The sequence below is a fragment of the Kutzneria sp. NPDC052558 genome (assembly GCF_044547355.1).
Taxonomy (GTDB): Bacteria; Actinomycetota; Actinomycetes; order Mycobacteriales; family Pseudonocardiaceae; genus Kutzneria.
This window is the reverse complement of sequence record NZ_JBIUAG010000054.1, coordinates 12,953-32,524: the sequence shown is the minus strand read 5'-3', so window position 1 is coordinate 32,524 and position 19,572 is coordinate 12,953. Positions and strand designations below refer to the sequence as shown.

11 protein-coding genes are annotated in these 19,572 nt (G+C 72.4%); 6 read left to right on the top strand and 5 right to left on the bottom strand.

All coding sequences use genetic code 11. The features are described 5' to 3' along the window. The first annotated feature begins 41 nt into the window (after positions 1-41). Complete coding sequence (locus tag ACIG5F_RS47000; protein ID WP_396526868.1) at positions 42-1,289, top strand: MFS transporter; 1,248 nt, start codon at positions 42-44, stop codon at positions 1,287-1,289. 43 nt (positions 1,290-1,332) lie between these two features. On the opposite strand, the gene ACIG5F_RS46995 is transcribed toward ACIG5F_RS47000, so the two are convergent. Next, positions 1,333-2,673, bottom strand: a complete 1,341-nt coding sequence (locus tag ACIG5F_RS46995; RefSeq protein ID WP_396526866.1) for a class I SAM-dependent methyltransferase — start codon at positions 2,671-2,673, stop codon at positions 1,333-1,335. 112 nt (positions 2,674-2,785) lie between these two features. Between ACIG5F_RS46995 and ACIG5F_RS46990 the strand changes: the two genes are divergently transcribed. The 4 genes from ACIG5F_RS46990 to ACIG5F_RS46975 are packed head-to-tail and all read left to right on the top strand — an operon-like array spanning position 2,786 to position 8,035. Beyond that, positions 2,786-3,976: an NAD(P)/FAD-dependent oxidoreductase gene (locus ACIG5F_RS46990; RefSeq protein ID WP_396526864.1), complete on the top strand. Its 1,191-nt coding sequence runs from the start codon at positions 2,786-2,788 to the stop codon at positions 3,974-3,976. Further along, entirely contained in the window at positions 3,973-5,772 is a 1,800-nt protein-coding gene (locus tag ACIG5F_RS46985) for an AMP-binding protein (protein ID WP_396526862.1), read from the top strand. Before ACIG5F_RS46990 ends, ACIG5F_RS46985 begins: the two co-directional genes overlap by 4 nt. Then, positions 5,769-7,052, top strand: coding sequence for a condensation domain-containing protein (locus ACIG5F_RS46980; protein WP_396526860.1), 1,284 nt, complete (start codon positions 5,769-5,771; stop codon positions 7,050-7,052). The genes ACIG5F_RS46985 and ACIG5F_RS46980 overlap by 4 nt, the downstream gene beginning before the upstream one ends. After that, positions 7,052-8,035 (top strand): ferritin-like domain-containing protein, encoded by a 984-nt coding sequence (locus ACIG5F_RS46975; RefSeq protein ID WP_396526858.1) that lies wholly within the window; start codon positions 7,052-7,054, stop codon positions 8,033-8,035. The genes ACIG5F_RS46980 and ACIG5F_RS46975 overlap by 1 nt, the downstream gene beginning before the upstream one ends. A 1-nt stretch (position 8,036) precedes the next feature. On the opposite strand, the gene ACIG5F_RS46970 is transcribed toward ACIG5F_RS46975, so the two are convergent. Then, the gene (locus ACIG5F_RS46970) at positions 8,037-8,762 is read right to left on the bottom strand and encodes a thioesterase II family protein (protein ID WP_396526856.1); all 726 of its coding nucleotides are present in this window, start codon (positions 8,760-8,762) and stop codon (positions 8,037-8,039) included. 102 nt (positions 8,763-8,864) lie between these two features. Here ACIG5F_RS46970 and ACIG5F_RS46965 point away from each other — a divergent pair, with 102 nt between their 5' ends. Next, the gene (locus ACIG5F_RS46965) at positions 8,865-10,748 is read left to right on the top strand and encodes a KedN5 family methylcobalamin-dependent radical SAM C-methyltransferase (RefSeq protein WP_396526854.1); all 1,884 of its coding nucleotides are present in this window, start codon (positions 8,865-8,867) and stop codon (positions 10,746-10,748) included. A 48-nt stretch (positions 10,749-10,796) separates the two neighbouring features. On the opposite strand, the gene ACIG5F_RS46960 is transcribed toward ACIG5F_RS46965, so the two are convergent. From ACIG5F_RS46960 to ACIG5F_RS46950, 3 genes are read right to left on the bottom strand one after another with little or no spacing between them, the layout of a single operon-like run. Further along, positions 10,797-13,091, bottom strand: a complete 2,295-nt coding sequence (locus ACIG5F_RS46960; RefSeq protein ID WP_396526853.1) for an amino acid adenylation domain-containing protein — start codon at positions 13,089-13,091, stop codon at positions 10,797-10,799. A gap of 5 nt (positions 13,092-13,096) precedes the next feature. Continuing rightward, complete coding sequence (locus tag ACIG5F_RS46955) at positions 13,097-19,285, bottom strand: condensation domain-containing protein (RefSeq protein ID WP_396526851.1); 6,189 nt, start codon at positions 19,283-19,285, stop codon at positions 13,097-13,099. Further along, positions 19,282-19,566, bottom strand: coding sequence for a phosphopantetheine-binding protein (locus ACIG5F_RS46950; protein WP_396526850.1), 285 nt, complete (start codon positions 19,564-19,566; stop codon positions 19,282-19,284). Before ACIG5F_RS46950 ends, ACIG5F_RS46955 begins: the two co-directional genes overlap by 4 nt. Positions 19,567-19,572: the final 6 nt, after the last annotated feature.

Genomic DNA, 19,572 nt, shown 5'->3' with positions numbered 1-19,572 from the left:
GTACCGTGGCACCACGATTCGCTCTAGGGAGAGAGGGTGGCATGGATCAGCGTCGGGCAAGCGTCACACGCAATCGGGACTTCTGGCTCCTGCTCAGCGGGCAGGCCGTCTCCTTCGTCGGTGACCAGGCCCAGTTCTTCGCCCTGCCGTTGGTGGTGCTGGCGATCTCCGGCTCGCCGACCCAGGCCGGTGTCGTCATGGGGCTGAGCACCGTGTCTTTCCTGGCGTTCGGGGTGGTGGCCGGCGCGCTGGTCGACCGGTGGGACCGCAAGACCACGATGATCTGGTGCGAGGCCGGCCGGGCGGTGCTGGTCGGCTCCGTCGTCGCGGCGATGGCGGTCGGCGCCCTGGGCCTGCCGCACCTGTACCTGGTCTCGATCGTGTCCGGTGCGCTCACGACGCTCTTCCAGTCGGCCAACAGCGCCGCGCTGCCTAACGTCGTCGGCGCCGACCAACTGTCGACCGCCTTGGGCTACACGGAAACGGTCAACAACACCGTCCGCGTCTTCGGCGCCACGGCGGCCGGCGCGATGTACGCGCTGGGGCGGGTGGTGCCGTTCGCGGTCAACGCGGTCTCGTTCGCGGTGTCCGCGGTGACGCTGCGGTTCATGCGGGTCGAGTTCCAGGACAAGCGCACCGACGAGCGGCCGTCGAAACTGATCAAGGAGATCGGCGCCGGCCTGGACTGGGTGTGGCGCCGTCCGGTGATCCGTTTCCTCACGCTGATCAGCGCGGCCGACAACATCCGTTACGGGGCGGGCTATCTCGTCATCGTGGTGCTGGCGCAGGGACTGGGCGCCTCCGCGCTGGAGATCGGCGTCATCTTCAGCGCGGCGGCCGTGGGCGCGCTGCTCGGGGCGCTGGTGTCCGACCGCGTCACCAAGCGTTTCCCGCTCGGCCGGATCGCCGTGGTGATGCTCTGGGTGGAGGCGCTCGGCTTCCCGCTGTACGCCGTCGCGCCCAACCCGCTGGTGCTGGCCGTGATCGCGGCGGTCGAGTCGCTGGTGGCACCGGTCTACTCGGTCGCGATGTCGACCTATCGGCTGGCCATCACGCCCGACGAGCTGCGTGGCCGGGCCACCAGCGCGGTGTCGACCGTGACCACCGGCGCGCTGTCCATCGGCACGATTCTCGGCGGCTTCCTGCTCACCGCGCTCGGCGCGCACGTGCTCGTGCTGGTGTTGGGCGGCTGGATGGTCTGCCTCGCGGTGCTGACCACGGTCAACCGCACCGTCCGCCGGGCGCCGATCGCCGGGCAGGTGGGCGAGTCGGTCGTCGTCGAGGGATAGCGGCTGGGGCTTTCCCGTGCACCGCACGGGAAAGCCCCAGCCGCTACGGCAGCGAAGCCACGAAGACCAGCTCGGGCGTCGGCAGGCCGGGCAGTTCCCGGGCCAGCAGGGACACCAGTTCGTCGCGGCGTTGCCGTGCCGAGCCGGGCGGGAACACCGGCTGGTCCGGCTCGCCCGTAGGCCGGGCGGCGTCGGGCACGGAGACCCGGAAGTGCGTGTCCTCGCCGGGAACCGGGAACCACACGTCCAGGTCCCCGGCGGCGGCCGCCCGGCTCCATCGCAGCAGCACGCGCCGGCCGTGCCGTTCGCCGAGGCGACACAGCGCCTCCGGATCGATGCCGGGACGGTCCGCGGCATCCGCGTCGCCGGTCAACTGCCGGGCCCGCGCCAGACGCGCATTGCGGACTCCGGCAAGGCCGAAGGCTTCGCCGCTGTGCGCGAGCAGGCCGTCCACCTGATCGATCGTCATGTTCCCGCCATCCATCCAGCCGCGCCTCGTGGTCGGGACCGCGCATCCCGTGTGCAGCACGGCGTCGTAGCGGAAGATGGTCATCTCGTTGTCCGCGTGACCACGCCGCGGTGCGACCTCCACCGCCGTGACACCGGCCAGTCGGCCGGCCAGACCGTCCACATAGGCCGGTGACAGGCTCAGCTCGCCGTCGCCGTCCAGCTCCTCGGCGACGAGGTCGGCGCCCCGGTGCTCGTGCTTGAGGCAGGCGAACTCCTTGAGCAGCAGCGAGTTCCGCAGGTCTCCGAGGAAGACGTGGCCGCCGGGGGCCAGCTCGGCCAGCGCGCCGGCGAGGACGGACTCCAGGTAGACGGTCGACGGGAAGTACTGCACGACGGAATTGACCAGCACCAGGTCGTATCCGGGGTGTCGGGACGGCGGCGGCGCGTCGGCCGGCGCTTGGGTGACCGACAGCGCGACCCCGGGGTGGGCCGCGGCGAGCTCGTCGACCACCGGACGCAGGAAATCGACCGCCTGGCTCGACAGGTCGGTGGCCGTGTACTCGGTCGGTTCCAGGCGGTTCACCAGCTCCCGCAACAGCATTCCGGTGCCGACCCCGATTTCGAGGATCCGTCGCGGCCGCAGGCCGGCGATGCGGGACACCGTCGTGTCCACCCACTCGGCCATCTGGTCGGCCGGGATCGGCTCACCGGTGAAGCTGTTCGTCCAGCCGGTCGTCGCCGCGGTCTCCGGGCACTCGTCGGCCGCGGCGAGTTCGTAGCAGTCCTCGAATATCGCCTGCCAGGACTCCACCACCCCGTCGTCCGCGCGCGGCAGCACGGAGATCGCCGGCCCGGTGCCGGTGTCGCGCACCGCGGTGTCGCGGATCCACGGAAGTGCGCGCAGGACGGCCGCCGCGCGATCGAGTTCGCTCATGTGCTCCACCCCAGACCACGGATGTGACGACTCTTCCAGGCCCCGACTCTAGGGCGAACCCTTGGCACTGGACAGTTTTGCTTTCCGGCCGGGCGCTCTACCGTCCATTGCCATGACCTACGACGTGATCGTGGTCGGCGCCCGCTGCACCGGCGCGCCGCTGGCGATGGTGCTGTCCCGGGCGGGACATTCCGTGCTGCTGCTGGATCGCGGCCGGTTCCCGAGCGACACCATGTCCACGCACTGGGTGCTGCGGCCCGGGGTGGAGCTGTTGGCGCAGTGGGGTTTGCTGCCGGCGCTGGTGCGCACGGGCTGCCCGCCGATCGAACGGATGTCGATGGACTTCGGCGGCTGCGAGCTGTCCGGCGCCCCGACCGGTCCGCACGGCGTCGCGGTCACCTACGCGCCGCGCCGAGTGGTGCTCGACCAGCTGCTGGTCGACGCGGCCCGCGACGCGGGCGCTCGACTCCGGGAGGGGTTCGCCGTTCGGGACGTCATCCGCGAGGACGGTCGGGTCTGCGGCGTCGTCGGCCCGGACGGCGAAACGGCGCGGGCCCGCCTGGTCATCGGGGCCGACGGCCGCAACTCGACGATCGCCCGGGCGGTGGGGGCGCGGATCACCGAGGACTGCGGTGTGCTGGCCGCGACGGCGTACGGGTACTGGTCGGGGTTGCCGGTGTCCGAGGTGCGCACCGGTTTCCAGCCCGGCCTGGGCGTCTCGCTGTGGCCGACGCACGACGGGCTGACCGTCGTGTCGACGACGATGCGGCGGGCGCACTTCCTCGCGCGCGGCCGGGACGGCGCGCGGCGGACCTACCTGGACGCGCTGGCGCGATCCGGTGTCGCCGATCTGGTCGGCACGGGGCGGTTGGCGGGCCGGGTGCTGTCGGCGACGAACCTGCGCAACTTCCACCGGCAGTCCCACGGACCCGGCTGGGCGCTGGCCGGAGACGCCGGACACCACAAGGATCCGATCGCGGCCCGGGGCATCTCGGACGCCTTCACCGACGCGCACACGCTCGCGGCGGCGGTCCACGACGGCCTGACCGGCGCGATGGACATGGACCGCGCACTGGCCCGCTATCAGGCGCGCCGCAACGCCGGTCGGTCGGCGATGTTCGATTTCACCTGCCGGCAGGCGATGCTCGAACCGGTCGACGGGGAACTGGCGCGGTTGTTGACCGTCTTGGGCTCGAACGAGCGCGCGGCCCGGGACATGCTCGGTGTGTTCGCCGGGGCAAGGCGGCTGGAGGAGTTCTTCGCCCCGGCCAACATCGCCGGCCTGATGGCGGCGAGCGCATGACGACCGGCCTGCTCGACTGGCTGGCCGATCCGCCCGCCGACCGCGGGCTGCGGCGGTACGACCGCGACGGTGGTTGGACGTTCCATCCGTACTCGGAACTGGCCGGGCAGGCCCTCGGGATGGCGGGCCGGCTGCGGGAGGACGGAGTGGGGCGGGGAGACGTCGTCGCCATCGCGCTCGGGTCCGGGCCGGAGTTCGTCGGCGGGTACTTCGGCGCGCTCGCCGCGGGCGCGGTGCCCATGCCGGTCGCGAGGCCGATGCCGTTGCAGGACGGTGCCGCGTATCGCCGTCGACTCGGTCGGGTTTTCCGTTCGGTGCCGACGAAGCGGGTCGTGACCCGACCGGAGTGGCGGGCCGTGCTCGCCGGGGTCGGCCCGTCGCTGATCACTGACGCCCCCACCGCCTGCGCCGGGCGGGCCGGCGATCCGGCCGAGCATGCGTTGGTGCAGTTCACCTCCGGTTCGAGCGGCGAGCCCAAGCCGGTGGCCATCACCGCGTCGGCGTTGCGGGCGAACATCGAGGCGATCCGTCGCTGGCTGGGCATGGGACCCGCGGACGTCACGGCCACCTGGCTGCCGTTCCACCACGACATGGGACTGGTCGGCACGCTCCTGACGCCGGTGGTCAGCCGCACCGACCTGTGGGTGATCAGGCCCGAGGACTTCGTCCGCTCGCCGGTCGAGTGGCTGCGCTGTTTCGGTGTGCACGGCGCCGGCCTGTCCGCGGCGCCCACGTTCGGACTTGGCCATGTCGCGCGGCGTGTGTCCGCTGAGGACCTTGACGGGATGGACTTCGGTGGTTGGCGGTCGCTCATCACGGGCGCGGAGCGGATCGATCCCCGCGTCCTGGACGCGTTCACCGAGTTGCTGGAGCCGCACGGTTTCTCGGCGCGGACCCTGACGCCGGCCTATGGCCTGGCCGAGGCGACGCTGGCGGTCACCGGAACGGCGGTCGACGAGGAGCCCCGCGTCGTGTGGGCCGACCGCCGGACGCTCACTCCCGGTGGCCGGGTCGTCGTCGATCGCGGTGACACCGTGCCGGTCGTCGGCTGCGGCGCGCCCTTGGCGGCGGCCGGATCCGTGTGGGTCGCCGACCAGCTCGGCGATCCCGTCCCGGACGGAGTCGTCGGCGAGATCGTCGTCGGGCAGCTGCGCACCGGCGATTCCGGGTTCCTGCGCGAGGGTCAGCTGTATGTGCTCGGTCGGATGGGGGACAGCCTCAAACGCCGAGCCAGGACGGTGTTCGCCGAAGACGTGGAGCTCGGACTGTCCGCAGTGGATGGTCTGCTTCCGGTGCGGCCGGTCGTGCTGCTCGGCGCGCTCGGCGGCGTGGACACCGCGGTGGTGGTGGCCGAGACCCGGCCGGGGCCTTGGGCGGACGAGGCCGCGCGAGTGGTGCGCGGCCATGTCGAGGGCATCGACGTGCTGGTCGTCGCCGGTCACCGGGGGATCGTCCGCCGGACCTCCAGCGGAAAACCGTGTCGCCGGGCCATGTGGGACGCGTTCGTGGCCGGCGAGCTCGGGCGGCCGCTGGACGTGCGGCCGGCGCCGGCCCGACCCGAGCCGGCGGAAATCCTGTGTTCCACGAGGAAGGGTGGTGACATGTCCGAGCGGTGTCGCGTGGTGGTCAACGCGCAGCGGCAGTACTCGGTCTGGCCGGTCGAGCGGGAGCTGCCGGCCGGCTGGACGGCGGAGGGAACCGTTGGCACGGAACAGGAATGTCTGGCCCACATCGAACAAGTGTGGACCGACATCCGGCCCCTGAGCCTGCGGCTGCGCACGGAGGTGGCGCCATGAAGGCAATCCGCACCGCGCCGGGATCGCTCGGTCAGCGGCTGCTCGGGTTCATGGAGCACTACCGCGGAGCTGAGTCTCCGCTGGCGGTGCCGGTGTTCTACCGGCTGCGCGGGGAATTGGACCGCGCCGCGCTGGAGAGCGCGGTCAACGGCCTGGTCGCCCGGCACGAGGCGCTGCGCACGACGTATCAGCTCGAACGCCGCGGCCTGACCCAGACCGTGCACGCCCCCGAACCGGTCGAACTGGAGCGGCACGCGGTCGGCGATGACCCGGAGGCATTGTCGGAGGCCATGCGCGCGCGGGCGCGCGCCCCGTTCGACCTCACCGTGTCGCCGGTACGGGTGGCGCTGTTCGACATCGCGCCGGACGACGCCGTCCTGATGGTCAACATCCACCATCTGTCCACGGACGGCTGGTCCGGCGGCGTGCTGACGGGCGACCTCGGCCGGCTCTACCGCCCGGGCGGCCGGGCCCCGTCGCTGCCGGCGCCGGCCTGGCAGTATCTCGACTTCTGCGAATGGCAGCGAACCCGCTCGGAGTCGGGCAAGCTGGCCGGCCAGCAGGACTTCTGGCGCTCGCGGCTGGCCGGGGCGCAGCCGCCCGGCCTGCCGCCGGGGCGCGACGACGAGCCGCAGCAGCCGGCCACCCACCTGTTCGACCTCGGACAGCAGGCCACCGCCGCGCTGCACCAGCTGTGTCGCAGCCAGCGGGCGTCGACGTTCGTGGTCGGCCTGGCCGCCTTCGCCGCCGTGCTGTGCGCGCGCACCGGGGACACGGACTTCGCGGTCTCGTCGATGTTCGCCAACCGGTCGAGGCCCGAGCTCGCCGAGACGGTCGGCTTCCTCACCACCCTGCTCGTGCTGCGGCTCACCCTGCCGACGCGACCGTCCTTTTTGGACGTTCTGGCGGCCGCCCGCGACGTGGTGTTCGACGCGCTGGACAACCAGGAGGTGCCCTACCACGTGGTCCCCAAGAAGCCGGGGGAGCGCGGCCCCGGCCTGGAGAACATCCTGTTCCAGGTGATGGCCGGGCCGGAGTACCGGCTGCGGCTGGACGGCCTCGACGTCGCCCAGATCGGGCCGCCCAGCGGCGCCGGCAGCCGCTTCGACCTGGAGTTCGCCCTGATCCCCGGCCCGGACGCGGTGCAGGGCATCGTCTGGCACGACCGGCGGCGGTTCGACACGGACCGGGTCCGCGAGCTGGCCGCCGAGTTCGAGGCCGTGCTGGTGCGGGCGGCGGCCGATCCGACCCACGTGGTGTCCGAGCGGGCGAGCGTGTGATGGCCGGCCGCGACATGGTCGTCGACGCCGAGGTGGCCGCCGTCCTGAGCTGGTCCTACGACGCGCCGACGTCCCGGATCGCGGCCCTGTACGAGGCGGCCAAGCAGGCCCAGTGGAACGCGTCCACCGACATCGACTGGTCCGTCCCGGTGCCGTTCGGGGCGCCCCTGCCCGAGGGAGCCGCGCACGCGGTGGGCACCTTCCGGGCGTCGCCGCTGGCCGACCGGGGCCGGCGGACCTGGGACGCGTTCCGCTGGGAGGTCCAGTCCTGGATGGTGTGCCAGTTCCTGCACGGCGAGCAGGCCGCGCTGGTGGCCAGCGCCAGGCTGGCCGAGGTGCTGCCGGACGTGCAGGCCAAGCTGTACGCGATCAGCCAGGCCGGCGACGAGGCCCGGCACGCGGAGGCGTTCTCCCGGTACGTGCGGGAGCACCTGCCCGAGCCGTACCCGGTGTCACAGGCGCTGCGGTCGCTGTTTCGGGACGCGCTCGGCGCCCGCGAGTGGGACCTCACCGCGCTGGCCATCCAGTGCCTGGTCGAGCCGATCGCGCTGGCCGGGTTCCGGCTGGCCGGGGCGACGTTCCACGACGATCTCATCAAGCAGGTGGTGGCCATGATCGCGCGCGACGAGGCCCGCCACGTGTCGTTCGGTGTGCTGCTGCTCAAGGATGTGCTGCCGCAGATGTCCAGCGCGGAGTTCGCCGCGCGCGAGGAGTTCGTGCTGGAGTCGGTGGCCGCGATGCACCGCCGGTTCTTGCTCGGCGACGTGTGGGAGCGTTTCGGCGTCGATCGCGCCCGGGGCGCGGCCTTCGCGGTCGTCGACCCCGGGCTGGTCGGCTACCGGCAGGCGCTGTTCTCCCGCGTGATCGCGATGCTCGCGCACATCGGCCTGCTCACGCCCAGGATGGTCGCCGGCCTGGACCGGTTGAACCTGCTGGACAAGGTGGCGCTGCGCACGGTCGAGCGGGTGCGGGCCGGCAGCTGACTCAGCCGATCACGGCCGCGAGCGCGTCGGCCACCTCCGTGTGCCCCTCCAGCAACAGGTTGTGCCCGCCCGGCAGGAAACGCAGGCGGAAGCCGACCGACGTGAGCGCGGACCACGCCCGCACGTCGGCCACGTCGACCGAGTGCTCCTCGGTTCCCAGCAGCGCCAGGATGGGCGTGCCGAGCACCTCCATCGAGCTGCGGTGGCATTCCACCGCCTGGTAGTCCGCGCGCAGCGCCGGCTCCACCAGCTCGACGAGCTGCGGCTCGTCCAGGATCTCGGCCGGCAGGTAGCCGTCGGCCGCGACCCGGGCCAGGAACGGGTCGCGCGGCAGTCGCCAGGCGCCGATCGCGGGGATGCGGTCGGGCGCCTGGTGCGCGGAGACGACGAGGTGGCCGAGCCGCTCCGCGGGCAGCCGGCGCGCGACCTCGTAGGCGACGACCGCGCCCGAGCAGTGCCCGTAGAGGAAAATCCGGCGGCCGCCGGCGTGCCCCGCGATCTGCTCGGCCAGCTCGTCGGCGAGCACGTCGAGATCGGTGATCGGCTCCTCGTCCATCCGGGACTCCCGGCCGGGCAGCCGGACCGCGACCGTCGCGCAGCGCTCGGCCAGCGCGTGACAGGTCTTCTTCACCGCGGCCGCGCCGGCCCCGGCGTGCGGAATCGCGTACAGGACGTGCCGATACGTCTCGTCGCCGGAAATGCGGACCAGCCATCGGTAATTCGTCATGAGTTCGATTCTAGGTGAGAATGGGGACGGCGGTCGGCGTCCGTTCAACTGTGGTGGATCGCCAGTTGAACGCGCATTCTTTCCGATACTGTGAAGGTGGGGATGTCGGTGTCACGACTGACGGTTGTATTGGTTCAACAGGGTGTCTGGGATATGCCGCTCGAATCCATGCCGCTGGCTTCCGGATATCTCAAGGCCATGATCGACGAGGACCCGGGGCTGCGGGACAGGGTGTCCGTCGAGATATGCAATTTCCGGGGCGGGGTCACGCACGGGGAGATGGCCGACCGGCTGTTCGGCGGCGGCGTGCCCGACGTGCTGGCCTTCTCCGTGCTCGGCTGGAACCAGCGCGCCTTCGGCGCCCTGGCGGCCACGTTCAAGCAGCTCAACCCGGACGGCTGGGTGGTGTTCGGCGGCACCCACGTGAGCGGGCAGGCCGACCGGGTGTTCCGGATCTGCCCCGGCGTGGACGTGATCGTCAACGGCGAGGGCGAGCTGACCTTCCCCGAGGTGGTCGCGGCCAAGCTGGCCGGCCGGGCGCCGACCGACCTGGGCGGCCTGCTGGGGATCTCGTTCCGGGACCCGGCCGGAATGCCGGTCACGAATGAGGAGCGGCCGAGGATCGAGAACCTCGACATCATTCCGTCCCCCTTTCTGTCCGGCGCGATCGAACTCCTTGACGACAATGGGGAGTTTCGTTACGATGTCGCGCTCATCGAGACGAACAGGGGCTGCCCGTACAAGTGCTCCTTCTGTTACTGGGGCGGCGCCGTCGGGCAGCGGGTGCGGGCGTTCTCTCGGGAGCGGCTGCGGGCCGAAATGGAACTGTTCGCCAAGCTCGGCGTGCACACGGTCGTCGCCTGCGACGCGAATTTCGGCATGCTGCCGATCGACCTGGAGCTGGTCGACGACCTCATCGAGATCAAGCAGCGGCACGGATTTCCCCGGGCGTTCGAGACCTCGTGGGCGAAGAACAAGTCGAAGGTGTTCTACGAGATCGTCCGGCGGATGAAGCAGGCCGGCATGCGCAGCTCGTTCACCCTCGCCCTGCAATCGCTGAGCCCGGACGCGCTGGAGTCCATGCGGCGGCGCAACATGAAGGTCAACGACTGGCGCGACCTGGTCGAGTGGCTCAACCAGGAGGGGCTGGACTGCTACGCCGAGCTGATCTGGGGCGCGCCCGGCGAGACCGTGGAGTCCTTCCTGCGCGGCTACGACGAACTGGCCGAGCACGTGTCCCGGATCGCGGTCTACCCGATCATGCTGCTGCCCAACACCGAGTATTCGTCGAACAAGGACGTGCATGGGATCGTCGCCCTGCGCGGCGACCACGACGACTTCGAGTACGTGCTGGCCCACCGGACCATGAGCTTCGCCGACAACGCGCGGATGCAGCGGTTCCTGTTCTGGGCGCGGGTGATCGCCGAGAACGCCGTGCTGCGGCACTGCTGGCTGCCGCTGCGGACGCTGGCCGGGTGGAAGCAGTCCGAGGTGCTCAACAGCCTGGCCGACTGGACCGAGACGACCACCACCCCGGAGGCGGTCCCGCTGCGGGAGGCCGCGATCCGCGGCCACGGTGGTGGCGCGCCGGCCTACGCCAAGGCGATCGGCTACCTGTTCACCTCGCCGGAAGGCCGGCGGGTGCTGGAGAGCTGGTGGCGGGACGAGGTCAGCCCGCGGCTGCCGGCCGAACACCGGGCCTTCCTCGACGAGGTCTTCCGGTACGACCTGCTCACCCAACCGGTCTGCGAGCCCGGCCCGCTGCCGGAGATCGACGTGGACGGCGTGGGGCACTACCTGCGAGCGGGCGTGTCGTTGAGCCACAACGTGCCGGCCGCGCTGGCCCTGCTGCGGGCCGGCGAGACGGTGGACACCAGCCCGGACCCGACCAGCCTGGACATCTACTACCGCACCGGCGCTCTCAACGCGGTGATGTCCACCAACCACGAGGAGATCGTGCACTTCATGGGGGAACTGAAGGTCTGACGGCCGACGGGGCCTTTCCCGCGTCGCCGCGGGGAAGGCCCCCTCCGCTCACAGCCGGCTGATCAGCGCGGCCCGGTCGACCTTGCCGGTGTCCCGCAGCGGGAACGACTCCACCGGCAGGATGCGCGCCGGGATCATGTACGTCGGCAGCACCGTGGCCAGGAAGCCGCGAACCTCCTCGGGGGACAGCGGATCACCGGCCGGCACGTAGAACGCGGCGAGATCCTTGCCGCCCGGCGTCTCCACCGGGACCACGGTGGCCGCCCGGACCCCCGGGCACTGGGCCAGCGCGCCGCGCACCTCGCCGAGTTCGATCCGGTAGCCGCGGACCTTGACCTGGTCGTCGGTGCGGCCCAGGAACTCCACGTTCCCGTCGGGCAGCCACCGGGCCCGGTCGCCGGTGCGGTACATCCGCTCGCCGGGGCCGGGAGCCCACGGGTCGGGCAGGAACTTCGACGCGGTCAGCCCGGGGGCCCCGATGTAGCCCAGCGCCACGCAGTCCCCGCCGATGTGCAGGTCCCCGGCCACGCCGACCGGGCACTGGCGCAGGTCCGCGTCCAGCACGTAGTAGCGGGCGTTGTCCATCGGCCGCCCGTACGGGATGCTCGGCCACGCCGGGTCGACCTCGCCGACCGGGAAGTGGTTCGACCACACCGTGCACTCGGTGGCGCCGCCGAGTGCCACCACCGACGCGTTCGGATACCCGGCCCAGATCTCGTCGGGCAGCGTCAGCGGCACCCAGTCCCCGCTGAGCAGCACCAGCCGCAGCCGATCGCCGGTGTCGGGCAGCAGGTACGGGGTGAGCATGCACAGCGCGGCCGGCGCCGAGTCCCAGATGGTGATCGGCTCCTGCCCGATGATGTCGATCAGGGTCTCCGGCTCGCTCAGCTCGGCCTGGTCGCACACCCGCACCGAGCCGCCCGCGGCGAGCACGCCGAACATGTCGTACACGGACAGGTCGAAGCAGAACGAGGCGATGAACAGCAGCCGGTCGTCCGGGCCGACCTGATAGGTCCGGTTCAGCCAGTCCACCAGGTTGACCACCGAGCGGTGGTCGACCACGACGCCCTTCGGCTTGCCGGTGGAGCCGGAGGTGAAGATCGCGTACGCGATGTCGTCGGCGGTGGCCGCGTCGGGCAGCGGCGCCGCGGGCCGAGCCGTGATGTCGGCCCCGGTCCACACCCGGCCGGCCCGACGGGTCCGACCGTCGCCCGCGCCCACCTCCAACACGGCGTCGTAGCGGGTGGACAGCTCGCCGGCGAACGCCTCCGGACGCCGCCGCAGCACCCGCGCGTCGACGATGCCGTCGACCAGCTCCGGCAGCCGCCGCAGCAGGGCGGGCGGCACGCGCAGCCCGGCATGCGACTCGATCTCCGGGTCGATCAGGTCGGCCAGCAGGATCCGGCCGCCCGGCCGGAGCAGCCGACGGTAGGACGCCAGGGTGGCCAGCAAGTAGTCCATGTCCGGCAGGAACTGCACGGTGCTGGCCATGATGATCAGGTCGAACGGGCCGCTCACCTTGTCGGCGACCTCGTGCGCGTAGCACGCCGTGCCCTCGATGGCCCGGCCCAGCTCGGCCGCCGTGGCGATGTTCCGCTCGACCGCGACGCCGGACGGGTCGGTCGCGACGTAGCGGCGCGCGGTCGGCGCCAGCGCCTCGGTGATCAGCCCGGAGCCGCAGCCTACCTCCAGGATGGCCCCCTGTTCCCCGACCGCGTCCAGCGCCAGCCGGGCCACGTGGTCGCGGTAGTCGGTCACGTCCTGCGGCCGGTAGGGCCGGTGCGAGCGGCGCAGGTTGAACCCGGCCGCCTCCAACGGGTCCGGCTCCCCGGACAGGAAGTCGAAGAACTCCTCGACCATCTCCCGGTCCAGCACCTCGTCCCAGGTGTTCGGCGGGGCGATCTCCGGGCAGACGACGTCCCGGACGGACGGTGTCGCCCAGCGCAGCTCCTGCACCGCGCGCAGCTGCGCACGGCCGGCGATCACGCAGCGCACGTCTAGTTCGGCCAGCAGGGACACCACTCGGGCGCGCGGCCACGCCGGGTCGAGGGGCACGTAGCTCGCGCCGGCCTTGAGCACCGCGACCAGGGCGGCGACCGCGTGCGGGGTCCGGTCGCTGTGCAGCGCCACGAACCTGCCGGGCCCGATGCCGAGCTCGTGCAGCAGCTGGGCGAACCGGTCGGTCCACGCGTCGAGTTCGGCGTGGGTGAGGATCTCCTGCGCGGACACGAGCGCCGGGCGGTCCGGGTGCCGCTCGGCCGCCTCCCGCACCAGCTGCGGGATCGTGGCGTCGCGCCGGAACGGGCGGGCCGTGTCGTTCCACTCGGGGGGTGGCTGGGTCACGGCACTCACCTTCCGTCGGCGATCGCGTCGGACAGCCTGGACACGGTGGGGTGATCGAAGAACATCCGCAGCGGCAGCCGCCGGCCGACCGCGCGCCCCAGCTCCGCCATGATCCGCGCGACCATCAGGGAATGGCCGCCGATGGCGAAGAAGTCGTCGTCGTCGCCGAACGACCGGTGCCGCAGGGCTCCCGACCACGCGGTGCGGACCAGCGTCGCCACGTCGGCGGTCTGGGTCGGTGGCATGGGTTGCCTCCCGTTCGTGAGTTCGTGGACGACGCGCGCGAGCAGGTCGCCGACATCGGTGCGTTCCGGTTCGCCGTGCACCACCCGGACCGACAGCCGATCGCCGGTGACCATCGCGCTGATCTCCAGCGGGTACGGGCGTGCGCCGTCCGGCGCTCGGTCGAGGTGGTCGGGCAGGGGCAGTGCCTCGAACAGGCCGCGCCCGTCGGCGGCGCTGTCGGCCCCGTCGAGCAGCCGGCCCATCCGGCCCAGATAGGTGAAGTTGACCGTGGCGCGGGGGACCTCGGCCAGCCGTCGGTGGACGGCCGGATCGCCGCAGCTGTGCCGCAGCAGGCCGTACCCGATGCCCTTGCCGGGCACCCGCCGCAGCGCCTCGCGCGCCACCTGCCGGGCCTGGGCCGGCGACGCCTGCGGGGGAAACTCGAACAGGACCGGGTGTGCGGCGGTGAACCAGCCGACCGTCCGACTGAGATCGACGCCGTCGAAGAGGTCTTCGCGACCGTGACCCTCGACATCGACGCGCACCCGGCGTTCGCCGGTCCAGCCGGCCACCGCGTGCGCCACCGCGGCGAGGACCGTTTCCTCCCCACCGCTGCTCAGCACCTGCTCGGTGTCGGCCGCGCACAGGGTCGTGGTCACCACCGTGGACTGCCGGTGCGGCGTGTCGGCCACCGGCCGTGGCTCGTCGCCGGCCAGGCTGGCCCAGTGGTCCAGTTCGGCCGCCAGGCCCGGGGAATCGGCCAGCTCGGTGGTGAGCTCGGTCCACCGGGCGAAGGACGTGGTCGTGGCGGGCAGCCGCACCTGGTCACCCGACCGGAGCTGGTCGCAGGCCAGCGCCAGGTCGTCGATGACGATCTGCCAGGACACGAAGTCGACCACCAGATGGTGCGCCACCAGCAACACGGACAACTCGGCGCCGTCACGGACGATCACGGCGGCGAACACCGGACCGCGCTCGATGTCCAGGGACGCCTGGGTGGCGGCGGCGACATCGGACACCGGACCGTCGTGTTCGGTGACGAGGACGGCCTGGGCCGCCGGGTCGGCGTGCTGCGACCATCCGTCCGAGGTCCGCGAGTACCTGAGCCGGAACGCCGCATGGTGGTCGGCGACGGCGTGCAGCGCCGCCCGCAGGTGCCCACTGTCCAGCGGCTGCCGCGCCCGCAACAGGATCGCCTGGTTCCAGTGGGACGGTTCGGCGAAGTCGTGTTCGAAGAACCAGCCCTGTATCGGCGACAGCGCCACCGGCCCGCCCCGGTCCGGCTCGGCGACCGGGTTGACCACCGGCTCGGCGTCGACCAGCTCCGCCACGGCCGCCAGTTCCCGGACCGTCGGCGCGGTGAACAGCTGGCGGGGAACGATCCGGATGCCGAGCTCCGCGGCCTTGGCGACGATCCGCATGGTGGTGATCGAGTCGCCGTCGAGGTCGAAGTAGTCGTCGGTCGGCCGCACCACGTCCAGCCCGAGCACCTTGGCCCAGATGGCGGCGAGCGCGGCCTCCGTCGGCGTGAGCGGTTCGGCGTCGGCGTCGGCCGCCTCGCCCACGGCCGGCCCGGCCAGCCCGGTCCGCGCGGTCTTGCCGTTGCCGGCTCGGGGCAGCCGGTCGAGGACGACGATCTCCGTCGGCACCAGGTGTTCCGGCAGGCGCTCGCGTAGCCACTCGCGCAGGCCGGCGGGATCCTCGGTCGCGACGTGGGCGACCAGCCCACGGCCGTCGTCGGCCGACACCACCGCGCCCGTGACGCCCGGCCTGCCCAGCAGGGCCTGCTCCAGCTGCCCGAACAGGACCCGGTACCCGCGCACCGTGGTCACGTGCTCGGCCCGGCCGAGCACCACCAGGTCGCCGCTGGGCAGGTAGCGGCCGAGGTCGCCGGTCGGGGTCGCGCCGACGTGCAGCTCGCCCACGACCCCCACGGGGCACAGCCGTCCCGAGTCGTCCAGCACACGGCATTGCATGCCCGGCAACGGTTTGCCGACCGGGATCGGTCCGTCGAGGTGCTCGGGCACCTCGTAGGCGGACACCACCGGCGCCGTGTCGACCCCGCCGTACTCGTGGACGACCCGGCCGTTCCCGGTCAGCGCGCGCCAGTCGGCCACCAGCCGGCCGGGCACCGTCTCGCCGGCGACGACCAACGTCGACGCGCGAACGCCGGTCGGTGTCCGAAGCAGGTCGGCGAGCTCGGTCGCGGTCACGGTGACGAGGTCGTAGGACCGGCCTGCGGTCAACGGTCCGCAGACGGCGGTCCCGCCCGCGGCCACCGCGGTGAGCAGCCGGGCGAGGACGCGATCCGCGCGCAACCCGTTCTGCACCAGCACATCCCCGAGCGGGCCGTAGTGATCGCGTTGCCACTCCGCCCAGTCAGCCAGCGCCGTGTGGGCGAGCCGGGCCGCCCGCGGCGGACCCGTGACGCCCGAACTGCGCAGCACCAGCGCCGGCCCGTCCGGGTCGGGCTCGGGCGAAAACGCCGGAGCCGCGGTGGCGCGGTCGACGCAGATGGTCGGCACGGAGGTGCTCCGGCCGAGCCGATCCGCCGTGGTGATCAGCAGCGCGCCGGCCGGCTCGCCGTCGAGGTCGTCGACGGCGTCGCCGACGAGGCCGGCGGTGAGCACGCCCAGCCCGGCCACCGCGAGGTCGATCGGGTCCGCCAGCCACAGCACGGCGGTCGACCCCGGCTCCGCACCGGAACTCCTGATCGCGCCGGCCAGCCGGGCGGCCCGCTCGACCAGTTCGGCGCGGCTCAGGCCGGCGGCCCCGCTGCGCACCGCCGCCGCGTCGGGCCGTTGCCCGGCCAGCTCGGCGATCATCGCCGGCACGGTCTCCGGTCGGGGACCGCGGTCGGCGCCGCGGGAGGCGTCGAGCAACCACGCGCGCTCGTCACCGCCGACCAGCTCGATCTGCCCGACCGGACATTGTGGACGGTCGAGCAGCGCCATCAGCAGGCGCTCGTACCCGGCCGCCATCCGCCGCACGGTCCCGTCCTCGAACAGCTCCGTGCTGTACTCCCAGGCCACCGAGATCTCGTCGCCCGACTCGTAGACCGCGCCGGACAGGTCGTAGACCACACCTCGCTGCCGCAGCGCGACCGGCTCCAGCGCCAGCAGGCCGAGTTGGAGCGGCTCGCCCGGGCGGCCGGACAGGAACCGGGTCAGGACGAGCAGATCGGCCTCGTGGGACTTGCTCTGGCCGAACGCGTACTCCACCAGCGGGGCGCGGCTGCGGTGCCGCTTGATCCCGAGCCGGTCCACGATCAGCTCGAACGGCAGCAGTTGGTGCTCCAGCCCGGCCAGCAGTCCCCGCTGCACCGAGTCCAGCAGCGCCTCGAACGACGTCGCCGGCTCGACTCGCGTCCGGGACACGACGGGATTCACGAAGTAGCCCAGCACGTCACGGAATTCGGCACGCTGGCGGCTGGTCGTGATCGTCGCCAACGCGACGTCCCGCTCACCGGTGTAGCCGTGAAGGAAAGCGGTGAACGCCGCCAGCAGCACCGAGTAGACGGTGGTGCCGTTGTCCCGGGCGAACGCGCGCACCGCGTCCACACAGTCCCGGCCGAAGTCGTGGAAGTAGGTGGCGCCCCGTCGGGCCGGCACGACCGGACGTGGCTTGTCGGTCGGCAGTTCCAACGCCGGCGGTGGGGAGCCGAGCAGATCCCGCCAGTAGTTCCAGTCCCGCTCGCCCTCGGGACCGGCGACCATGTCGTCGAGCCAGCGGGCGTAGTCGGTGTAGGAGTACGGCGGCGCGGGCCGGTAGACGTCCCCGCCGGCGTGCTCCATCGCGTAGGTCACGCCGATCTCGCGCAGCATCGTCACCAGCGACCAGAAGTCGGTGATGATGTGGTGGACGCTGACCAGGAGCACCGGCCCGCCGTCGGTGTCCGGGTACAGGCGGACCCGCAGCGGCGGCGCGGCGCACAGGTCGAACGGGCGGTACGCCTCCTCGTTCGGGTCCCCCGCCGCCACCTGGAAGTCCACAGTGGACCATGCGGCCACCCGCTGGAAGGGCACGCCGTCGCGCACGCCGAAAGTGGTGCGCAGCACGGGATGCCGGTCGACCAGGGCCTGGAAGGTCCGCCGCAGCGCGTCCACGTCGAAGTCCGAGATCAGCCGCGCCGCGAAGTTCTCGTTGTAGGTGGCGCTGTCCGGCGCCACCTGGTCCGCGTGCCAGATGGACAGCTGGTTGTGCGACAGCGGGAATTCGCCGACCTGCCGGCTGTGCGCTACCGGCGAGGTCTCCTCCTGCCCGGCGAGCTCTTGGGCCAGGGACTCCACCGTGGCCCGCCCGAGCAGGTCGGACAGGCCGACGGTCCGCCGCAATCCGTCCTGGACGGCCATCTTCAGCCGCAGCGCGCCCAACGAGTCGAGGCCGAGCTCGCGCAGTGGCGTCGTGGGGGCGACCGCTTCCGGTGCCACGCCGAGGATGACGGCCGCCATCCGGGCCAGCTGCTCGGCGACGGTCCGGTCGGCGGGCGAGTCGGTCTGCTCGGCGGCCACCAGCGCGGTGAGCTCGGCCCGCCGCACCTTGCCCAGGGCGGTGCGCGGCACGGCGTCGACCACCGTGAACCGGGCCGGGACCTTGTAGTCCGCGAGCCGTTCACGGCAGTAGGCGCGCAGCAGGTCCACGTTGACGGCGCTCGGGGACACCACCGCCGCCACCACCAGCTCGCCGCCCTCGCTCAGGGGGAGGCCGACAACGGCGGCGTCGACCAGGTCCGGGTGGCCGGCCAGCACCTCCTCCACCTCGACCGGATTGACCTTGTGGCCGCCGCTGTCGATCAGGAAACGCTTGCGGCCCAACAGGTACAGCCGACCATCCGGCCCCAGTCGGCCGAGGTCGCCGGTCAGGTGCCGGCCGCCCGAGCCGCGCAGACCGCCGCGTTCGGCGTAGCCGACCATCACCGAGTCGCCGCCGACCGCGATCTCGCCCACGGCGCCGGCCGGCGCCGGATTCCCGTGGTCGTCGAGGATGTCGACCCGGACACCGGACAGCGGCCGCCCGACGGACTCTTCGACGAAGGTCTCGGGATCGCAGTCCCAGGACACGCTGCCGGCCTCCGAGCTGCCGTACGTCTGGCGGACCGGCACCCCGAACCGGGCCAGGAACCGCTGGCGGATGTCGGCCGACAGGAAGTTGCTGCCGGACAGGCACAACCGGATCGAGGACAGGTCGGCGTCCCGGTCGGTCGGCCAGTCGGCGAGCGCGCCGAGCAGGTAGGGCACGGCGGGGAAGACGGTGACCCGGTGCGCCCGGGCCAGGCCGAGGATGTCGCCGACGTCGACCCGGTCCGATTCGGCCAGCACCAGGGTCGCGCCCGCGCACATCGACACGATCATGCAGCACAGCTGGCCGAGCGCGTGGAACAGCGGCACCGCGCACAGGATCGCGTCGGACGGGGTGATGCCCGCGCTGGTGATGATGTTGCGGGCCTCGGCCAGCTGGTTGGCCTTGCTGCGACAGATGCGCTTCGGCTCGCCGCTCGACCCGGACGTGTAGGTGTAGACCCACGGGCCGTCGTGCTGCTCCGGCCCGTCGTCGTCGCCGCGGATGAGCCGGGCGAACTCGGGCCCGTCCACCGCGACCACCTCGGGCGTCAGTTCGAGCGAGGCCGCGAGCCGCCGCAGCCGCTCGACCGACCCCTGGGTGGTGAGCACCACCGCCGGCTTGCACTCGGCGATGTGCGCGACGAGCTCGGCCTCGGCCAGTCGCGGGTCCAACGCCTGCACCGTGGCCCCCAAGCCGGCGGTGGCGAAGTACCCGACCACGAACTGCGGGCAGTTGGGCAGCACGAGCAGCACGCAGTCGCCGAGGCCGATGCCGAGGCCACGCAGCCCGGCCCGCAGGCCGGCGATGTCCGCGGCGAGTTCGGCATAGCTGATCCGGCGGTCCCCGAACGCGATCGCGACGCGTTCGGGGCCGGCGGCGACGACGTCGGCGAGCACCCCGTCGATCACTGGACCCCTCCCGCCGCGGTGCCGATGCGCAGCTGCTCGACGACGTAGTCGGCCACGTCGCCGACCCGGCGGATGCGCTGCGCCCGCTCCTGGTCGATGGGTGGCAGCTCGAACTCGTCCTCGAGCGCGAACGCCAACTCCAGCAGGGCGAGCGAGTGGTAGCCGAGGTCGTCCACCAGGTCGGGGTCGTCGATGCCGGTCGCACCGCCGGGCGCCGGGGCCATGGCCAGTGCCAGCTCGGCGATCTGCCGCCGGACCTGGTCCTGCGTGCGCTGGGTCATGTCTGC